This is a genomic window from Pseudomonas sp. MWU12-2319, from assembly GCF_023242525.1.
In the GTDB taxonomy this organism is placed as follows: Bacteria; Pseudomonadota; Gammaproteobacteria; order Pseudomonadales; family Pseudomonadaceae; genus Aquipseudomonas; species Aquipseudomonas gingeri_D.
Map to the genome: position 1 here is coordinate 162,024 of NZ_JALJES010000016.1, position 16,480 is coordinate 178,503.

14 protein-coding genes are annotated in these 16,480 nt (G+C 60.0%); 4 read left to right on the top strand and 10 right to left on the bottom strand.

Annotation, left to right across the window (positions count from 1 at the left end):
* Positions 1–109: 109 nt before the first annotated feature.
* Positions 110–1,387: an ATP-binding protein gene (locus tag M5C01_RS24460; RefSeq protein ID WP_152741025.1), complete on the bottom strand. Its 1,278-nt coding sequence runs from the start codon at positions 1,385–1,387 to the stop codon at positions 110–112.
* A gap of 68 nt (positions 1,388–1,455) precedes the next feature.
* On the bottom strand, positions 1,456–2,166 hold the full coding sequence (locus M5C01_RS24465) for a response regulator (RefSeq protein WP_178129950.1): 711 nt from the start codon (positions 2,164–2,166) through the stop codon (positions 1,456–1,458).
* 170 nt (positions 2,167–2,336) lie between these two features.
* Between M5C01_RS24465 and M5C01_RS24470 the strand changes: the two genes are divergently transcribed.
* The 3 genes from M5C01_RS24470 (at position 2,337) to M5C01_RS24480 (ending at position 4,973) form a co-directional block, all read left to right on the top strand.
* Positions 2,337–3,125 carry a VacJ family lipoprotein gene (locus tag M5C01_RS24470; RefSeq protein WP_152740994.1) on the top strand — a complete coding sequence of 263 codons (789 nt, stop codon included), beginning with the start codon at positions 2,337–2,339 and terminating at the stop codon, positions 3,123–3,125.
* Entirely contained in the window at positions 3,115–3,351 is a 237-nt protein-coding gene (locus M5C01_RS24475; protein WP_152740995.1) for a hypothetical protein, read from the top strand. Before M5C01_RS24470 ends, M5C01_RS24475 begins: the two co-directional genes overlap by 11 nt.
* Positions 3,352–3,572: 221 nt before the next feature.
* Positions 3,573–4,973, top strand: coding sequence for an amino acid permease (locus M5C01_RS24480; RefSeq protein ID WP_152740996.1), 1,401 nt, complete (start codon positions 3,573–3,575; stop codon positions 4,971–4,973).
* 66 nt (positions 4,974–5,039) lie between these two features.
* Here M5C01_RS24480 and M5C01_RS24485 read toward each other — a convergent pair whose 3' ends face one another.
* The 7 genes from M5C01_RS24485 to M5C01_RS24515 form a co-directional block, all read right to left on the bottom strand.
* Positions 5,040–6,236, bottom strand: a complete 1,197-nt coding sequence (locus M5C01_RS24485; protein ID WP_152740997.1) for an MFS transporter — start codon at positions 6,234–6,236, stop codon at positions 5,040–5,042.
* The gene (locus M5C01_RS24490; protein ID WP_152740998.1) at positions 6,218–7,273 is read right to left on the bottom strand and encodes a ThiF family adenylyltransferase; all 1,056 of its coding nucleotides are present in this window, start codon (positions 7,271–7,273) and stop codon (positions 6,218–6,220) included. Before M5C01_RS24490 ends, M5C01_RS24485 begins: the two co-directional genes overlap by 19 nt.
* A 610-nt stretch (positions 7,274–7,883) precedes the next feature.
* Positions 7,884–9,122 carry a phospholipase D-like domain-containing protein gene (locus M5C01_RS24495; protein WP_152740999.1) on the bottom strand — a complete coding sequence of 413 codons (1,239 nt, stop codon included), beginning with the start codon at positions 9,120–9,122 and terminating at the stop codon, positions 7,884–7,886.
* Between the two features lie 72 nt (positions 9,123–9,194).
* Positions 9,195–9,842 carry a MotA/TolQ/ExbB proton channel family protein gene (locus M5C01_RS24500; RefSeq protein ID WP_103494585.1) on the bottom strand — a complete coding sequence of 216 codons (648 nt, stop codon included), beginning with the start codon at positions 9,840–9,842 and terminating at the stop codon, positions 9,195–9,197.
* Positions 9,843–9,882: 40 nt separating this feature from the next.
* Positions 9,883–12,162, bottom strand: a complete 2,280-nt coding sequence (locus M5C01_RS24505; RefSeq protein WP_152741000.1) for a TonB-dependent receptor — start codon at positions 12,160–12,162, stop codon at positions 9,883–9,885.
* Positions 12,163–12,188: 26 nt separating this feature from the next.
* Positions 12,189–12,920, bottom strand: a complete 732-nt coding sequence (locus tag M5C01_RS24510) for a TonB family protein (protein WP_152741001.1) — start codon at positions 12,918–12,920, stop codon at positions 12,189–12,191.
* A gap of 2 nt (positions 12,921–12,922) precedes the next feature.
* A complete protein-coding gene (locus tag M5C01_RS24515) occupies positions 12,923–13,330 on the bottom strand; it encodes a biopolymer transporter ExbD (RefSeq protein ID WP_100941360.1) in 408 nt (135 codons plus the stop codon).
* Between the two features lie 261 nt (positions 13,331–13,591).
* Between M5C01_RS24515 and M5C01_RS24520 the strand changes: the two genes are divergently transcribed.
* Positions 13,592–15,193 (top strand): alkaline phosphatase D family protein, encoded by a 1,602-nt coding sequence (locus M5C01_RS24520; protein ID WP_152741002.1) that lies wholly within the window; start codon positions 13,592–13,594, stop codon positions 15,191–15,193.
* Between the two features lie 149 nt (positions 15,194–15,342).
* Here M5C01_RS24520 and M5C01_RS24525 read toward each other — a convergent pair whose 3' ends face one another.
* Positions 15,343–16,431, bottom strand: a complete 1,089-nt coding sequence (locus M5C01_RS24525) for a cell division protein FtsQ (protein ID WP_248764404.1) — start codon at positions 16,429–16,431, stop codon at positions 15,343–15,345.
* Between the last annotated feature and the right edge of the window lie 49 nt (positions 16,432–16,480).

The window sequence follows — 16,480 nt, forward strand, 5'->3', positions numbered from 1 at the left end:
AAAAAACTGATCGCCCCTGGAGTTACAGCGTTCTCTTTATCGTTGTATGAAGTTGCCAAGATTTTATTTGTGAAAGGACGTGATAACAAACACATCCTCCGGGCACCACCTACAAGGCCCCTTGCACCGGCAATGCCACCAGGGCGATCAATCCGCCATCAGCCCGATTGCTCAGGATCAGCGCCCCACCCTGTTCCAGCACAATCGCCCGCGCCGCCGACAAGCCCAGTCCGACACCACCGGTGCTCTTGTTACGCGAACTCTCCAGCCGGAAGAACGGTTCGAACACCTGCTCAAGGTAATCCGCGGCGATGCCCGGCCCACGATCCTGCACGCGGATCAGCAGCCGTTCTCCGTCCGGTTCCAACTCGATCGATGGCTCACGACCGTATTTGATGGCGTTATCCAGCAAATTGCCGATGACCCGCTTCAACCCCAGCGGCCGCCCGAAATATACCCATCTGGACGGTCCCACGAAGTCAACCTCAATCCCCTGGTCGCGATAATCGTCCACCAGGGTCTGCAGCAGCTCCGCGAGGTCGAAGGAAGTCGCTTCTTCCAGGCGCGCATCGTCACGGAAGAACTCCAGTGCCGAGTTGATCATCGCCTGCATTTCATCGACGTCGCGAAACAAGCGCTGCTGTTGTTCCTCATCCTCAATGAACTCACCGCGCAGGCGCATGCGGGTCAAAGGCGTGCGCAGATCATGGGAAATGGCCGCGAGCATCTGCGTGCGGTCCTTGATGAAGTGCTGCAACTGGGCCTGCATGGCGTTGAAAGCGAGGATAGCCTGACGGATTTCATGGGGCCCCACCGGCTCCACCGGCGGTGCCCGGAAGTCAACGCCAAAACGCCGTGCGCCCTGGGCAAATTGTTGCAGGGGCCTGGCCAGGCGACGGGTGGCGATCAGCGTGACGACAGCGGTAGAAATCAGCACCAGTACGATCACGATCAGCCCGCGCGGCCCCTCCTCCAGCCCCCAACTGCGTGAGGCGGCGGAAAACATCAGCCAGGAGTCATCGTCCAACTGGATCAGCAAGGCATAGCGCCCACCTGGGCCTGGCCAGTCGGAGGGCCGATAGGCCTCGATCCGGCGGTTCGGCGCATTGAGAGCCCGGCGTATGGCCTCCGATCCCCGACCCCGGACTTCTTCGACGATTTTTGGCTGGGCGATATCCTGACGGTCGAGGTACCAGTTCACCTGCATATTCGGATCGCTGACCACCGCCGCCAGACGCGCACGCTGCCCGGGGTCGGAAGCTTCGATCACCCGACTGATGGAGGCGATCTTCTCCAGCAGGCCGGTCTCGATCAGGGAGGGATAGGCCCAGACTCCGGCCAGCTTGACGAACAGCGCGTTGAACCCCAGCGCCGTGAGCATGGCCATCAGGATGGTCAGGGCGATCCAGCGTGCCACCGTGTCCTTGGGGCGATAACGCCCGGCTCCGAAGCGGCTCACTGGCGTGTCACATCAGGGGTGAACAGATAGCCGCCATTGCGCACCGTGCGAATCATCGCCGGGCGCTTGGTATCGAACTCCAGCTTGCGCCGCAGGCGGCTGACCTGGACATCGATGCTGCGGTCGAACGCGTCATGGCTGTGCCCGCGCGCCAGGTCCAGCAGTTGCTCGCGGGTGAGAATACGCTGGGAATGCTCGATAAATACCAGCAGCAGATCGAATTCCCCCGCCGACAGCGGGATCATCACCTGATCCGGCGAACGCAGTTCACGCCGGGTCAGGTCCAGTTGCCAGTCGGCGAAGCGGATCAGCGGGCGCGGCACTTCACCGGTCAACGGCCGGTTTTCCCCGGCCCGGCGCAATACCGCCCGGACCCGCGCCAGCAACTCGCGGGCATCGAAGGGTTTGCTCAGGTAATCATCGGCGCCCATTTCCAGGCCCACCACCCGATCGCTCAACTCGCCCATGGCGGTCAGCATGATCACCGGAGTGGCGTATTGCCGACGCAGGCGCTGGCACAGCATCAGGCCGTTCTCTCCCGGCAGCATCAGATCGAGGATGATCAGGTCCGGGGCCTGGCGCTCCAGCGCGGCCCACAACGCAGCGCCATCAGCGGCGACTTCCACCGTGTAGCCGTGCAACACAAAAAATTTCTTCAGCAGGGCAAGGACCTCGAGGTCGTCGTCCACGATCAACAGACTGCTCACCGGCGGCCATCACTCGAAGTGGGAAAGAGCTCCATCTAAAACCATTCGCCGCGCTCCGTCATATATTTCAATGCGGTAACAAACTGTCAGCGCAGCAATAAAGCAGACATCTTTGCGCAAGGCGCGGCTGCCAGCATCAGCCTCCCGTATTTCGCAGAGACCGTTTGCCCATGCCCCCGCTCAAGTGTTCGCCCGCCCTGCTCCGTCACGCCGCGCTGTTGCTGACCGTTTCGTACCTGGCCGGCTGCAGCAGCTCGGCCCCGGTGGCGAGCGCCAGTTGCGCGCAAGTCGACCATCCAGTGTTCGACCCGGCCCAGCGGGTCAATCGGGGAATTTTCGCCTTCAACCAGGTCGTCGATGACTATGCCCTGGCCCCCGTGGCCCGTGGGTATCTCCACCTGCCGAATTTCTTCCAGCGGGGTGTGCATAACTTCACCACCAACTTTGGCGAGCCCAAGGTCTTCGTCAACGACTTGCTGCAAGGCAACCTGAAACGTTCGGCCACGACCCTGGGGCGCTTCACGGTCAACACCACCCTCGGCGTGGCGGGGCTGATCGATGTCTCGGACCCGATGGGCATCCCCCGCCACACCGCCGACTTCGGCCAGACTTTTGGCGTCTGGGGCATCGGCAACGGGCCCATCGTCGAGCTGCCGCTGCTGGGCACCGGCAACGCCCGCGACGCCGCCGGGCGTGTTCTGGGGCTTGCCTTCAACCCCTTCGGCACCCACAGCGACACCGTCAAGACCCTGGAGACGGTCAGCCTGGTCGGCGGTGTGATCGACCAGCGTGCCGAACTGCTGCCGCTCACCGACAGCCTGAAAAAGCTGCCGGACTACTACAGCGCCCTGCGTAATGTCGTCGCCGAACATCGCGCGGCTTTCGTGCAGGAAGGCAAACAGGGCAGCACCCAGCCTGAGAAGGACCGCTGCCAGGGAGCCGCCCAGGATGGTTTCTGAACAGCGGGCATTGATCCTTGAGCAACGGGTGAGCAAGCGCGCCGATACTGACCTGCACTGCCATGAAGTCAGCCTGCGGCTGTCGGACGATCGGCGCCACCTGATCCTCAGCCACTACACCGAGCACTACAGCCCGCAAGGCTCGCAATGGGTCAAACGCCATCAGCAGGTTGCCATGGACGATCTGTTGCGCTGGCTTGCCCACCGGGCGGAGCAAGGCGCCTGACCTGGCGCCCTTCTCATCGACCTCGAGTGTGAACCCGGCACCCTCGAGGCTTGCCACGCTCCTACAGTTTCTTCTCTATTTACCCCTCGAACCCGCGTAATACTTGAGCCCCGCACCTTCGGGATTTAATATCCACGCCGCTTATGTCGAGCATCAGTACCGGTTGCACGCCTGGCCCGCTCAGGTCGACACCGAGAAGAAAAACTAGAGAAGGTGAAGCAATGACGGGTGAAAACCTGACACCGGGTTTGCTCAAGCGCGGCCTGAAAAACCGCCATATCCAGCTGATTTCCCTGGGCGGGGCCATCGGCACCGGGCTGTTCCTGGGTTCTGCCGGCGTACTCAAGTCCGCGGGCCCGGCAATGATCCTCGGTTATGCGATCTGCGGTTTCGTCGCGTTCCTGATCATGCGCCAGCTCGGCGAGATGATCGTCGAAGAACCGGTGGCCGGCTCGTTCAGCCACTTCGCCCATAAATACTGGGGCGGCTACGCCGGCTTTCTCTGCGGCTGGAACTACTGGGTGCTCTACGTACTGGTGGGCATGGCCGAACTCACGGCCGTCGGCAAGTACGTGCAGTTCTGGTGGCCCGATGTACCGTCCTGGGTCAGCGCGGCGGTGTTCTTCGTGCTGGTCAACCTGATCAACCTGACCAACGTCAAGGTGTTCGGCGAAACCGAATTCTGGTTCGCGATCATCAAGGTGGTGGCGATCATCGGCATGATCGCTCTCGGTTGCTACCTGCTGATCAGTGGCACCGGCGGCCCGCAAGCCTCGGTCAGCAACCTGTGGAGCCACGGCGGGTTCTTCCCCAACGGTTTCAGCGGCCTGCTGATGGCGCTGTGTTTCATCATGTTTTCCTTCGGTGGCCTGGAGCTGGTGGGCATCACCGCCGCCGAGGCCAGCGAGCCGCGCAAGGTGATCCCCAAGGCGATCAACCAGGTGGTGTTGCGGATCCTGATCTTCTACGTCGGCGCCCTTACCGTGCTGTTGTCGCTGTACCCGTGGGACCAGTTGCTGACCACCCTCGGTGCTTCCGGCGACGCCTACAGCGGCAGCCCGTTCGTGCAGATCTTCGCCCTGATCGGCAGCGACACGGCGGCGCAGATCCTCAACGTGGTGGTGCTGACCGCCGCCCTGTCGGTCTACAACAGCGGCGTGTACTGCAACAGCCGCATGCTGTTCGGCCTGGCCGAGCAAGGCGATGCGCCGAAATCCCTGATGAAACTGAACAAGCAAGGCGTGCCAGTACGGGCGATTGGGGTCTCGGCGCTGGTGACCTTGCTGTGCGTGGTGGTCAACTACGTGGCGCCCCATGAAGCGCTGGAGTTGTTGATGGCGCTGGTGGTGGCCTCGTTGATCATCAACTGGATCGTGATCAGCCTGACCCACCTGAAATTCCGCAAGGCCATGGAACGGCAAGGCGTGGTCCCGGGCTTCAAGGCGTTCTGGACACCGTTCAGCAACTACCTGTGCCTGGCTTTTGTCGCGCTGATCCTGGTAGTGATGCTGATGATTCCGGGGATCAGTGTCTCGGTGTATGTGATGCCGCTGTGGGTGTTGTTCATCTATGGCTTGTACCGGCTGCGGCTGGCCAAGGGCCGGATGCGTACCGTCAGCTGAGACGCTGGCTTGATAGACGACTCGAACACTCAGGGGACCGCAAGGTCCCCTTTTTGTGGCACCGAGTTATAGAGAACTTTCTTTCTGCACTTCTGCGGCAGTGCCAAATAGAAAGCCCGACGTCAAAACCAGGAGCACGAAGGCGATCAGAAAAAACCAAACGCCCGAGCTTCCGATCAAGCCGGCAATGATCGGCATCGTGACAAACATGATGATCTTGCCCACCGTGGCAAACCCCGAAAGAAAGGTTGAGCGCAGGTGAGGGGGTGCCATTTTCACAATAAAAGCGCCACTGAGCGACGACAGCAAACTGCATGAAAAGAATGCCAGCACCAGGTACAGCACCACCAGGCTCGGAATGACAAAACTCAACGCCATGACCAGCACGGTCGCTACAAGCCCAAGGTAGGAAATCACTTTCAACCAGGATGTGCCGTGGAGGGATTCAATGACTTTTCCTGACAAGGACTGCGCCATCAGAACGACAAAGAACACCGCCCCCAGTAGCACGCCCAACGGCAGATTGCCGTGTTCGATATCGGCCAACACCTGCCAATACTGAATCAGCGACTGCAGCACCAGACCGTAGCCTAGCGCCAGGAGAATCACTGCCTGCCCCACCTGCCCGTTCTGCCTGAACACCTCCCTCATACTGGCCATATCGGCTTTCAAGCGCCCCATCATTGCGCGATCTTTGGGCGCTTTAAAAAAGTTGTCCGAGGGCAGGAACCAGGTAATGAGCAAGACCACCGACATCAGCAGCGCCGCCATGAACCAGGCTAGCCTTGGCTCCAGCGTAAACACGCCGGCTCCCAGCAAAGAGGCGATCCCCATGAAGAAGAACTGATTTTTCTGATAGCGGGCAAATATCGTCACGGCCTGGTGATCGGCCCCCTCGCTTTTCGACACATCATACAAATAGGCACTGAAGGTGCCTGACATCATCCCGAGCGACAGCGCATTAAAAAATTCCGCCAGGAGAAAGCCATAGAAGCCCTCGCTTATCCCGGTCAACGCCAGCCAAATCGCTGAGAAAAGCACACTCAACGCAATGGAAAACTTTCGACTGTAGTGATCGGAAAAATAAGAAAGTGGAATATCGATAAAGACGATGACCGCCGCCTGAAATGACTTCAACAGACCGATCTGCGGTAGGCTCAAACCGGCGCGGATCAAATAGGCCACGGAGAAAGCGCCAATCAGCATTCGCACGCAGGCGTAGGCGATACCAACGACGTGCACCGTTAATGTAGGTGAGCGCATAATTCACACTCTGGATTCGCGGAAAAATCCTGGGTTTCTATAACCATCGAAGAATCGTGCAGCCCAATTCGTTTATCTTTTGAGGCCAATGAACCGATTTTGCCCAGATACTTCAAAACGTCACTGCTCGCCAGCGCTGCTGCGGCCGCGTTGACCGGTGGGAATGTGGCACTTTTGAAGCGACGATTGAGAGTTTGCAACTTGACATTCAACCGTTCGCAATAACCTTGCCCAATACCCAAGCGTAATACGCCACAATTGAGACATCCGGTCTCTCCCGGAATGACAAAGGGGCCGTACACCGAAATGTCGTTCATATAACCGACGCTGAGATAAGGCACACCGGCTTCCAGACAGTACTGATTGATCAATGGCAGCAATGCAAATGAGTCGGCCGACACCACAAACAAATCACGCCCGGGAAGTGCGTCCAAATCTGCTTTGTCCTGAATCATACGATCGATTACATTGACCCGAACCGTTTTATTACGCCGCCGGAGCTCAGTAGCTAAGACATCAGTTTTCTTCTTACCAATGTCTGACTCTGAAAACAAAATCTGCCGTGTCAAATTACTCAGTTCAATGACATCGCCATCAACCAGATGGATGTCTCCTACTCCACTACAGGCGAGCATGGCCGATATATGATTTCCAATACCACCACAACCGATAATGGATATGGACGAGGTATGCAAACTTTCACTAACGGTCTGAGGATCACCGCCCAGGCTCTGGTAGTACAGATGACTTCTACTATAACGCCCCTCTTCGTCCAAATCATGGTGGGGCACCAGAAACCTGTTATCTATCAAGAAGGTCAGTGCTTCAGAGAAGCGTTCGTCACGGGCTAGTGGCTCATGAGTGTAAATTTCATCAAAGCTAGCGTCATTGATGAACGCCATGGATACATCCACTAGTGTTTCCCAGAATGTAAGATCCTTGACCACCTGCTGATTCGATCCGAGCCCGACAATGCCGTGCTCTTCCTGCCGCAAAAAAACCACATACTTCGCAAGCTTATAACGCTGACGGCTCATTGGACTCTTCCATAAGAACAAAAAAAAGCCAAGCAACTACCTGCTTGGCTCTTGCTTTTTAGTTGTGCGGTGCGATGTGAATCATGACGATCTCCTTATGCTGAATGATGAAGCTCCTTAACCAGGGCTACATCCCTGGTCCTAAAGCAACAATAACCAGGCTTCTTTTCAGAAAAATTACAAATCAAAAATTTTTAAAATATTAATTCCCCCCCCTAAAACATCTGAACATGACATGCCAGCGCATGTCGTTCAGCGACTCATGCTCATTTAATAGTGTGCAGGCACTGTTAATTTATTGGGCTTACCATTGGCGGCTGGCAAATAGAATGCACTACCAGCCTAAGAGCTCTAATAAAGAATCAAGAGAGCGTATACTCGTCTTCCCATGCATCAAGAGGTTGAAAAGCACAACGATATTTCACAAAGCCTCGCTTTGAATCACCGTTAAAGCCTAATCGCTGAAAAAACCGATGAGCCTGCTCGCGCTCGCTGGAACTGAGCAACATGATCTTCGAACAATCCGTTCGCAGACAGAAGACCTCGATAGCCTGGGCATCATCAGGGCACGCGGCCCTGATAATCAGTGCTGCTTTCAACATCGTGCCGGTCAAGGCTTGCCCGGATGCGGCGCCGGATAATCCCGGGCAATATCCAGCGGCCAGGCATAGGGCCCGTCCCACAGTTGCTCATGCAAGGCCTCGATCCGCTCGGCCATGGCGCTGTTGTGCATCACCACTTCCAGGTTGCGCGAGTTGTCGAGGTAGCCGCCGAGCCAGTTGCTGGTCCCGACCCAGGCCACCTGCCCGTCGATCTCCATGGCCTTGCTGTGGATAACTCGCGCATAGGGGATAAAGCCCTGCGGGTCCTGCGGCAAGGTGACGATCTTGACCTGCACATTGGGCAGGACCGCCAGGCTCTTCAGGTAGGCAATCTCCGGTTTTCCGGTGTTCCAATCGGAGACCATCAACTTGATCGACACCCCGCGCGCCGCCGCCGCACGCACCGCATTATCGATCACGGCGTAGTACGGGCGGGTTTTGTCCGGGCCGTAGGACAGCGGTGCATAGTCGAGCAATTGCACTCGCACTTCATGCTTGGCCTCGGCCAGCAAACGCGGTAATTCCAGCTGCGAATCGCCAACGCCCGGCGGGTTGTAGCGTTGCGGGCTGGCCACCAGATAGTTGCCGGTGCGCGCCGGTTCTTTCCCGGCCTTGGGCAATGGCACCGGCTTGTTCGCCGCCAACGCGGCCTGAGCCTTCCAGTCCTGGTCGAAAATCGCCTGGACCTGGCCGACCATCGTTGCCTCGCTGACAAGCAAGCCGGTTTCATGGATATGCTCAAGCGAGCGCCAGTCGAAATTCTGGCTGCCGATAAACGCCTGCCGACCGTCCACCACCAGGTACTTGGCGTGGATGATGCCACCACTCAGGCGTGCGTAGGGCAGGACGCGGAAGGTCAGGTTGGGGATCTTGCGCAGCCGTTCGAGGGTGGCCTCCTCGGAGAGCTTCACACCCTTCTCTTCCAGCAGGAAACGAATCTTGACGCCACGCTTGCCGGCGGCTTCGAGGCTTTCAATGACCTTGTCCATCACCGAACCGGGATGGTCCGCGGCATAGAACTGGCCGATATCGATGCGGCTTTTGGCGCCATCGAAGAGCTCGATCCAGACCGGACCGGGTTGACGCAAATCGGGGGTGCCAAGATCGGTGGCGAGCGGGACGGTATGCACCAGCTCGAAACCGGGAATGGAAAAGTCCGCCTGGGCCAGCGGACTGAGCAGCAGGCCGACAAGGCCCGCCATGCCGACGCGAAGCAGTGTCGGTTGAAACTTAAGGAAGCTGCGCATAAGACTCTCTTCAATCAATGCACCGTCCCCTGCCGGCTCGTACCGACAGGGGGCGGAGAGGGAGCCGCGAAATCAGGCCGTCTGCAACTGCGCCGGGCTCGCCGCCCGATGTGTTACTTCAGCCTGCACACGAGCACCGGTCGACGCGCGGATCAGCAACATCTTGAGCTGGTCGTTGATGCGCTCCAGGCTGTCCTGGAAGAAGTTGTGGAACACCACGCAGAACAACGCGATGGCAATCCCCAGGCCGGTGGCGAACAAGGCCGTCCCGATACCACCGGAGATCTGGCCCGGGTCGGAGACACCGGCACTGGCCAAGGCCTTGAAGGTGTCGATGATGCCGAGGATGGTCCCCAGCAAACCCAACAGTGGCGCGGCGGTGGTGATGGTCTCGATGATCCACAGGCTGCGGGCCAACGGCGCGCGACTGGCCAGGTACTGGGTGTCGATCACATCGTCCAGGTCCTTGCGCGGACCATGGGTGGCCTTCTGTGCCAGCACCGCCGAGGCCATGTCCAGCGGCAGGCTGTCACGCCGGGTCAACGCCTGCGGCAGGTCCTTCGCGCTGTGCACATGAGAGCCCAGTGCCTCCATCAGCGCCCGGGCCGAGCGCCGGACATAAGCGAAGTAGATGGCGCGCTCGATGGCGATAAAGATCGCAATCGCCAGGGCCGCATACATCACATAGAAGGTGATTTCGTGAAGCAGGTTCATGTCCATGATCGGGTGACCTCTGTCGGTAATACGCGTGGGACAAACATCAGAAATTCGCTTCCAGCGACAGGGTCACCGTACGATCCAGGCCCACGATGTAGGCCGGGTCGCCATCGCGGAAACCGCTGTAGGTCGCCGAGTTGGTCTTGGTGGTGTACACGCCGTCCAGGTACTTCTTGTCGAACAGGTTGTCGACGTTCAGGCGCAGGGTCGCGCTCTTGACCACCTTCTTGTCCACCGGCAGGTAGATACCGGCGCCAAGGTTGAACACGGTGCGTCCGGAGATGGCTTCGTCGTTGGTCAGGTCGCCATACAGCTTGCTGGTGTACTTGCCACCGAAGGTGCCGTAGAACAGGCCGTCGTCATAACCGATATTGGCCGCCAGCATGTTCTTCGGCACGTTGGCGAACTGCTTGCCGGCAGTCGGCAGCAGGATGGCCTTGCCGGCGTTGTAGACGGTCAGGTTGTCCTTCTGCTCGGCGCGGGTGTAGGTGTACGAGGTATAGAAGTTGAAGTTGTGCGGCAGCAGCCCGCTCCACTCCAGTTCCAGACCCTTGTTGTCGACACTGCCGGCGTTGATGTCGGCGAAGTCGCCGTTGATGTCCTTGGACGACACCTGTCGGTTCTCGAACTGCATGTAGAACAGGGTGGCCGCGATGGTCATGTCCTGTTCGGTGTAGCGCCAGCCCAGCTCATGGTTCCAGCTGGTTTCCGGCTTGGAGTCGATGGAACCCGCCCCCTGGTCATACAACACGTAGTTCTGCGGCACACGCATGTTGCGTGACAGGCTATAGAACAACTGGTCATGCTCGTCGAGCTGGTATTTCAGGCCGGCGTTGGGCAGCAGCTTGTTGTAGGTCTGGTGACGTTTTTCCGCTTTCTCGGTGATGCTGCCGTGGTTGGTACCGTCACGCTCGACGTTCATATAGGCGAGGCCGGCCACCAGGGTCCAGTCCGGGGCGAAGTACCAGGTGTCCTGGGCCCAGACTTTCTGTGCCGGGGTCACGGTGAAGCGGTCACGACCCTGGACCTCTTTGCCATTGGCATCGACCACATAATCGGAATCCGGCCAGATGCTTTCCGGCTTGCCGCTCTGCTTGAGACGAATGAACGGCTGGGTCTGGCTCTGGCGCGCGCGCTCATACCAGTAGCCGAATTGCAGGGCGTGGTCGCCCAGATCCCAGTTCAGCTTGGTGGTGATACCCGGACGCCAGGTCTGGGTCCGTGAAGGCCGGTAGTAGACGCCGGTGTTCGGCTGGCCGTCGGCGTTGTACTGGGCGGCGCTCGGCAGGTTGCTCAGGTCGAAGACCCCGCCGACGTTGGAGCCGCTGTTCAGTGCATAGGCCGAGCTGCCGACGCCACTGCCGTTACCCCAGTAGTAATACGGGATCACCGACAGCGACAGGTTGTCGGCCAGTTTGAACTGGGTGTTGAGTACGCCGGTAAAGGTCTGGAACGGGTTGAGCGCCAGGCCCTCGTAGCTGCTGATCTTGCCGTTGCTGCCCAGGGCCGGAGTCGACGGATAAGGGTCGTAGGTACGCCCGTATTTCTGGAACTGGGCCTTGGTCAGTTGGCTGTAGCTGGCGTTTTCCTGCTCGTGGTACTTGAGGATCAGGTTCGCGGTGTTGCCGCTGCCCATGTCGAAGAAGCTGTTCCACTCGACCTTGTCGGCACGCTCGGCGCCGTTGCCGCGCCATTTCTGGCCTTCGGTGTGGGAGAACGACAGCCAGTTGCTCAGGCCGTTGACCTCACCGGTATTGAGCCGGGCGAAGGTCTTGGTGGTGGCATGGCTGCCGACCACTTGCTTGACGAAGGCCCCGGTTTCCTTGGTCGGGCGAATGGTCACCACGCCGATGTTGCCGCCGCTGGAACCGATGTGCGGGCCGTCGGCCTCGGACGAACCCTGGGTGACGAAGATCTGGTCGATGTTCTCCGGATCGCCCAGCAGGTTGGCGTACAAGGCATAGTTGCCGGAGTCGTTGATCGGCATGCCATCGATGGACATGCCCACCTGGTCGGAGTTGAGTCCGCGCATGGTGAAGCGGAAGCTGCCCAGGCCGGTGGCGTCTTCACTGGAGATGTTCAGGCCCGGGGTGTACTTGAGTTTGTCGATGGCGTTGCCGGTCGCGGTCTGTTTATCCAGCGCTTCCTTGGTCACCGTGGAGCGCCCCTTGACGCTCTCCTCCTGGACCATGTAACCGCCACCCACGGTCGCCTTTCCCTGGACACCGATGGTACCGACGTCACTGTCGTTACTGTCCGCCAACGCGACACCTTGGCCCATGCTCGCGGCAATCAATGCCAGGTGAATCTTTGAGAACCTCATCACTGTATTCCTGATCGTCGGTGCTTTTATTGCACGCTGTAGTTGAAGGTGGCGGTGAAGCGCTGCTCGTTACGTCCGCCAAAGGCTTGTTCAGGGAAAGGCTTGACCTGCTTGATGCGATGCAGGCTGTTGGTTGCCGCACGGTTGAGCAGCATGCTCGGCGCCGGGGTCTGGATCCCGGAGTCGAGGACACGGCCCTGCCGGTCCACCAGCAACCAGACCACCACCTCGCCGCTGGGGCGTTCGAGGGAGGCCTGACGTCCGGTGGGGTACTGCTTGTAGGTATCCAACTCGTTGCGCAGGCCCTTGAGGTAGCCGCCCTCCAGCGCCTGGCCGTCGACTTTCGGCGGCGGCGGTGGCGCGGCCGGTGCCGGTGCACGGGCGACCACGGGCTCGGCAGCGGGCTTGGCCTCGACCGGCTTCTCCGCCGGTTTGGCCGTCACCGGCTGTGGCTTGGGCACAGGTTTCGGCTTGGGCTTGGGCTCAGGTTTTGGTTCGGGCTTTGGCATCGGCTTGGGCGGTGGCGGCGGTGGCGCGGGCTCGGCCTCCTCGTCCTCGATCACCGGCGGTGGAGGTTCTTGCTCAACCACCGGCTCGGGTTCGGGCTCAGGCTCGACCAACGCCAGCTCGACCGCCGACTCGTCGTACACCGGCTGGACCTTCAGCGGCTGGGACTGGATGCCCATGGCAATCAACACCAGCGCCACGATGGCCGGGACACTGCCCAGCCACTGACGGACTCGAAACAGGACGTACATGGTCAGGACTTACGCGTGGCGATGGAGACGGACGTGAAGCCACCCAGACGCAAGGTGTCCATGACTTCCACCAGGCGCGCGACTTCCACGCCCTTGTCGCTGTTGACGATGATCGTCGACTTGGTATCCGGCTTCTGCGCCGCCTTGAGTGCCGACACCAGCGCGTCCACGGCAATGTCCTTGCCGTCGAGTTGCAACTGGCCGGCGAGCCCCAGGGTGAGGATGAATTTGTTCTGTGGTTTGAGCTGCTGCGAACTGCTCGCGCTCGGCAATTGCGTCTTCATGCCCAGTGCCGGAATCACGTTCAGGCTCACCAGTACGAAGAACACCAACAGGAACATCATCACGTCGATCATGGGGATCAATTCGATGTGTGCCTTGCGCTTTTTGGGTTCGTCCCAGGTTCTCATTCCGATGCCCTCATTCGATTAGGGGCGCCAAGCTAGCAACGGAAAATGACCGAACGGTTAACATTAATTTACGATTTGAAGGCTCTAAACCGGGCCTTACAAGCTGTTACACAGTAAATTTATCCATGTAATGAACACGACACAATGTTGGTACAGTCTTGCAAAATTTGACTGGACGGACCTCCTGCCGTGCACGCCGCTACCTACGTGAGGGAGTTCTCCAGCGAACCAACACCGACCTGAAATTCACAGGTGTTTCCCATGAATGATTTAGTGGCATGTAAAGACGACGAACGGCAGGTCGACCAGGACCGCCGCCGAATTATCACCGGACTGGCTGGGGCGGCGGTTTTGTCGATCCTCAGCCCCTTTGCCCGTAGCGCGGGAGTCGATTATCCCTTCACCCTTGGGGTGGCTTCGGGGGATCCACTGCCGGACGGTTTTGTTATCTGGACCCGGCTGGCGCCGCTGTTCAACGCCGCCGACGGCAGCGGTGGCCTGAGCAAACCGGTGCCAGTGCGCTGGCGGGTGGCGAGCGACGCGGCGATGACCCGCCTCGTCAAACAGGGCGAGGTGGTGGCCGACCGGCGTTTCGCCCACTCGGTGCACGTCGAGGTCGCCGGGCTGGAAGCCGGACGGCCCTACTGGTATCAGTTCGAAGGGCTCGGCGCGCAAAGCCCGGTGGGGCAGTCACGGACCACCCCGGCGCTGACGGCCATGACCCCGGCACGCCTGGGTTTCGTCTCCTGCTCGCATTGGGAGCGCGGCTATTTCAGCGCCTACCGGCACCTGGCGGCGGAACAACCGGACCTGGTGTTTTTCCTCGGCGACTATATCTACGACAGTTCCTACGCCGCCGATTCGGGCAAGATCATCCGCCCCCATGGCACCGGCAACGCCGTCGACCTGGCGGGCTATCGCAACCGCTACGCGCTCTACAAAACCGACCCCGATCTCCAGGCCCTGCATGCCTGTGCGCCCTGCGCCGCGACCTGGGACGATCACGAAGTGCAGAATGACTATGCGAACCAGTGGTCGCAGGATCCGGCTGTTTCCACCGGTGATTTCCTGCGTCAGCGAGCGGCGGCCTACCAGGCCTTCTACGAACATATGCCGCTACGCGCCAGCAGCTTGCCGAGGGGACCGGACATGCGCCTCTATCGACGACTCGACTACGGCCGGCTGGTGCAATTCCATATCCTCGACGGCCGTCAGTACCGCTCCGAACAGCCGTGTATCCCGTCCAATCGCAGCCACCAAGGGCATGTCGCGCCATCAGATTGCGCGGACCTCAGCGACCCGAAACGCACCATGCTCGGCTGGGAACAGGAAGCTTGGCTGGAGCAGGGTTTTGCCCGTTCGAAAGCCCGCTGGAACGTGATTGCCCAGGACCTGCTGGTGGCACCGCTGACGCAACGCGATCCGGCCAGCCAGGCATTGGGACATTGGACCGATGGCTGGGATGGTTATGGGGCGACGCGGGATCGGGTGTTGGCGTCCATTGAACGCAGCAAGGTGAGCAACCCGGTGTTCTGGGGCGGGGATATTCATTCGTTCTGGACCACGGACCTGCACGCGCGCCCAGGTGATCCGCAGTCGAAGGTCGTGGCGACCGAGTTCGTCGGCACCTCGGTGACCTCCGATGGGCCGCCATTCGAGTTGTTCAACGGCGTGTTGCCGCTCAATCCTCACGTGCGGTTTTTCGACAGTCGCCAGCGTGGTTATGTTTCGGTCGAGGTGCAGGAGCAAAAGATGCTGACCCACTTCCGGGTGATCTCCGATCCCCGGGATGTGAACGCCCGCGTGTCGACGCTCAAGCAGTTTGTCGTGGAGAGCGGGCGGGCCGGGGCAATCGAAGTTTAACCGGGGGACCGCGTTATCGTTCATCGCGAGCAAGCTTGCTCCTGCAGTTTTGTGTCGTACCGTGGTTTTGTGAACGACACAACTCTTGTAGGAGCAAGCTTGCTCGCGATACAGGCGACAGGGTCTGACAGGCCGCCTTCATATCCAGCTCAAGGTAACCGCACATTCCCGTCATAGGGCGTCTGCAGATCCCGCTCCGGGATCTCCCAGATCAGCAACTTCGGCGGCGTCTGCTTGAATGCCGGGCTGTCGAAGTAGGCTTTCGCCGCCCCGGAAAACTCGCCACCATCCTTGGCGAAATTGCCCACCGGCGCGCCCACCACCGCCTCCAGGAAACCGACAAAATTCGAGTTGCGCGAGAACGATGTACCGATCAACGCCGTGTTCGGCAGATTGTCGTCGCCAAACAGATCGTCAAGGTTCTCGCCTGTCGCCGCATCAGCCTTCTCCTTGATCAGCGTCGCCGCCACGCTCTCGGCCTTCGGCTGCAACGCCAACGGCAACCAGTCGATCCCCGCCAGGCGCACCAGGTCACCCGGTCGCACGGCACTGGCTTGCGTACTCAGTTCATAGCTCTTGCGCGGCGTCGCGCTGAACTTCAAGGCACCGACCGCCTCGGCAATCCGCCCCGCCGCCGCCTTGGCCCCGGCCTCGCTCCAGTGGGTATCGGTACGCAGGAAAGCGCCCTCCCCCAGCGCCTGCAAACCTGACGTCAGATCCACCGCCGCCACGCCCGCGCCTTGCAGCCCGGTCAACCAGGCGGCAATCCGTGGCTGGAATGCAATCGGACGCCTGAGCGAGCACAACTGCGCCGCCGCGATCCGGCTCTTGTCCGGCACCACCGCCACCAGCAATTCGATACCGCGCTTGCTCAACGCCTGGCGCAAATCAAGCACAGCCTGCGCCTTGGCCTGGGCATTGGTCGCCGCGTTGCGGTTCACGCGCAACTCGTCACTCAGGAACAACCAACCCGGACAGCCCTCGCGCACCCGTGGCCCGAGGTCGCCATCGATCAACCAGCTGCCGCCGCGCTCAAGGTCGGCGGCCTGCTTGGGCAGTGGTGCATCCGACAGTGTCTTGGCGAAACGGTGAGTGATCTCGCCATGCAGGAGCATGTCCGGCGTCACCACCTTGGGCACGAACTCGATCGAACCCTTGATCATCAACCAGACGCAGGACAAGGCCCCCAGTGCCAGGAACAGGGTGAAGATCACGCCCGCCAGGGGACTGGCGCGCATCGCCAGCGCGCTAGGTGGCGTGGGGGCAACGGACGGGGATTGCGTTGGC

What these genes read in the sequence shown, in the direction of transcription:
- M5C01_RS24460 (WP_152741025.1), bottom strand. Translation starts at nt 1,387, where the DNA reads ATGGCCATGCTCACGGCGCTGGGGTTCAACGCGCTGTTCGTCAAGCTG.
- M5C01_RS24470 (WP_152740994.1), top strand. Translation starts at nt 2,337, where the DNA reads ATGCCCCCGCTCAAGTGTTCGCCCGCCCTGCTCCGTCACGCCGCGCTG.
- M5C01_RS24475 (WP_152740995.1), top strand. Translation starts at nt 3,115, where the DNA reads ATGGTTTCTGAACAGCGGGCATTGATCCTTGAGCAACGGGTGAGCAAG.
- M5C01_RS24480 (WP_152740996.1), top strand. Translation starts at nt 3,573, where the DNA reads ATGACGGGTGAAAACCTGACACCGGGTTTGCTCAAGCGCGGCCTGAAA.
- M5C01_RS24485 (WP_152740997.1), bottom strand. Translation starts at nt 6,236, where the DNA reads ATGCGCTCACCTACATTAACGGTGCACGTCGTTGGTATCGCCTACGCC.
- M5C01_RS24490 (WP_152740998.1), bottom strand. Translation starts at nt 7,273, where the DNA reads ATGAGCCGTCAGCGTTATAAGCTTGCGAAGTATGTGGTTTTTTTGCGG.
- M5C01_RS24495 (WP_152740999.1), bottom strand. Translation starts at nt 9,122, where the DNA reads ATGCGCAGCTTCCTTAAGTTTCAACCGACACTGCTTCGCGTCGGCATG.
- M5C01_RS24500 (WP_103494585.1), bottom strand. Translation starts at nt 9,842, where the DNA reads ATGGACATGAACCTGCTTCACGAAATCACCTTCTATGTGATGTATGCG.
- M5C01_RS24505 (WP_152741000.1), bottom strand. Translation starts at nt 12,162, where the DNA reads ATGAGGTTCTCAAAGATTCACCTGGCATTGATTGCCGCGAGCATGGGC.
- M5C01_RS24510 (WP_152741001.1), bottom strand. Translation starts at nt 12,920, where the DNA reads ATGTACGTCCTGTTTCGAGTCCGTCAGTGGCTGGGCAGTGTCCCGGCC.
- M5C01_RS24515 (WP_100941360.1), bottom strand. Translation starts at nt 13,330, where the DNA reads ATGAGAACCTGGGACGAACCCAAAAAGCGCAAGGCACACATCGAATTG.
- M5C01_RS24520 (WP_152741002.1), top strand. Translation starts at nt 13,592, where the DNA reads ATGAATGATTTAGTGGCATGTAAAGACGACGAACGGCAGGTCGACCAG.
- M5C01_RS24525 (WP_248764404.1), bottom strand. Translation starts at nt 16,431, where the DNA reads ATGCGCGCCAGTCCCCTGGCGGGCGTGATCTTCACCCTGTTCCTGGCA.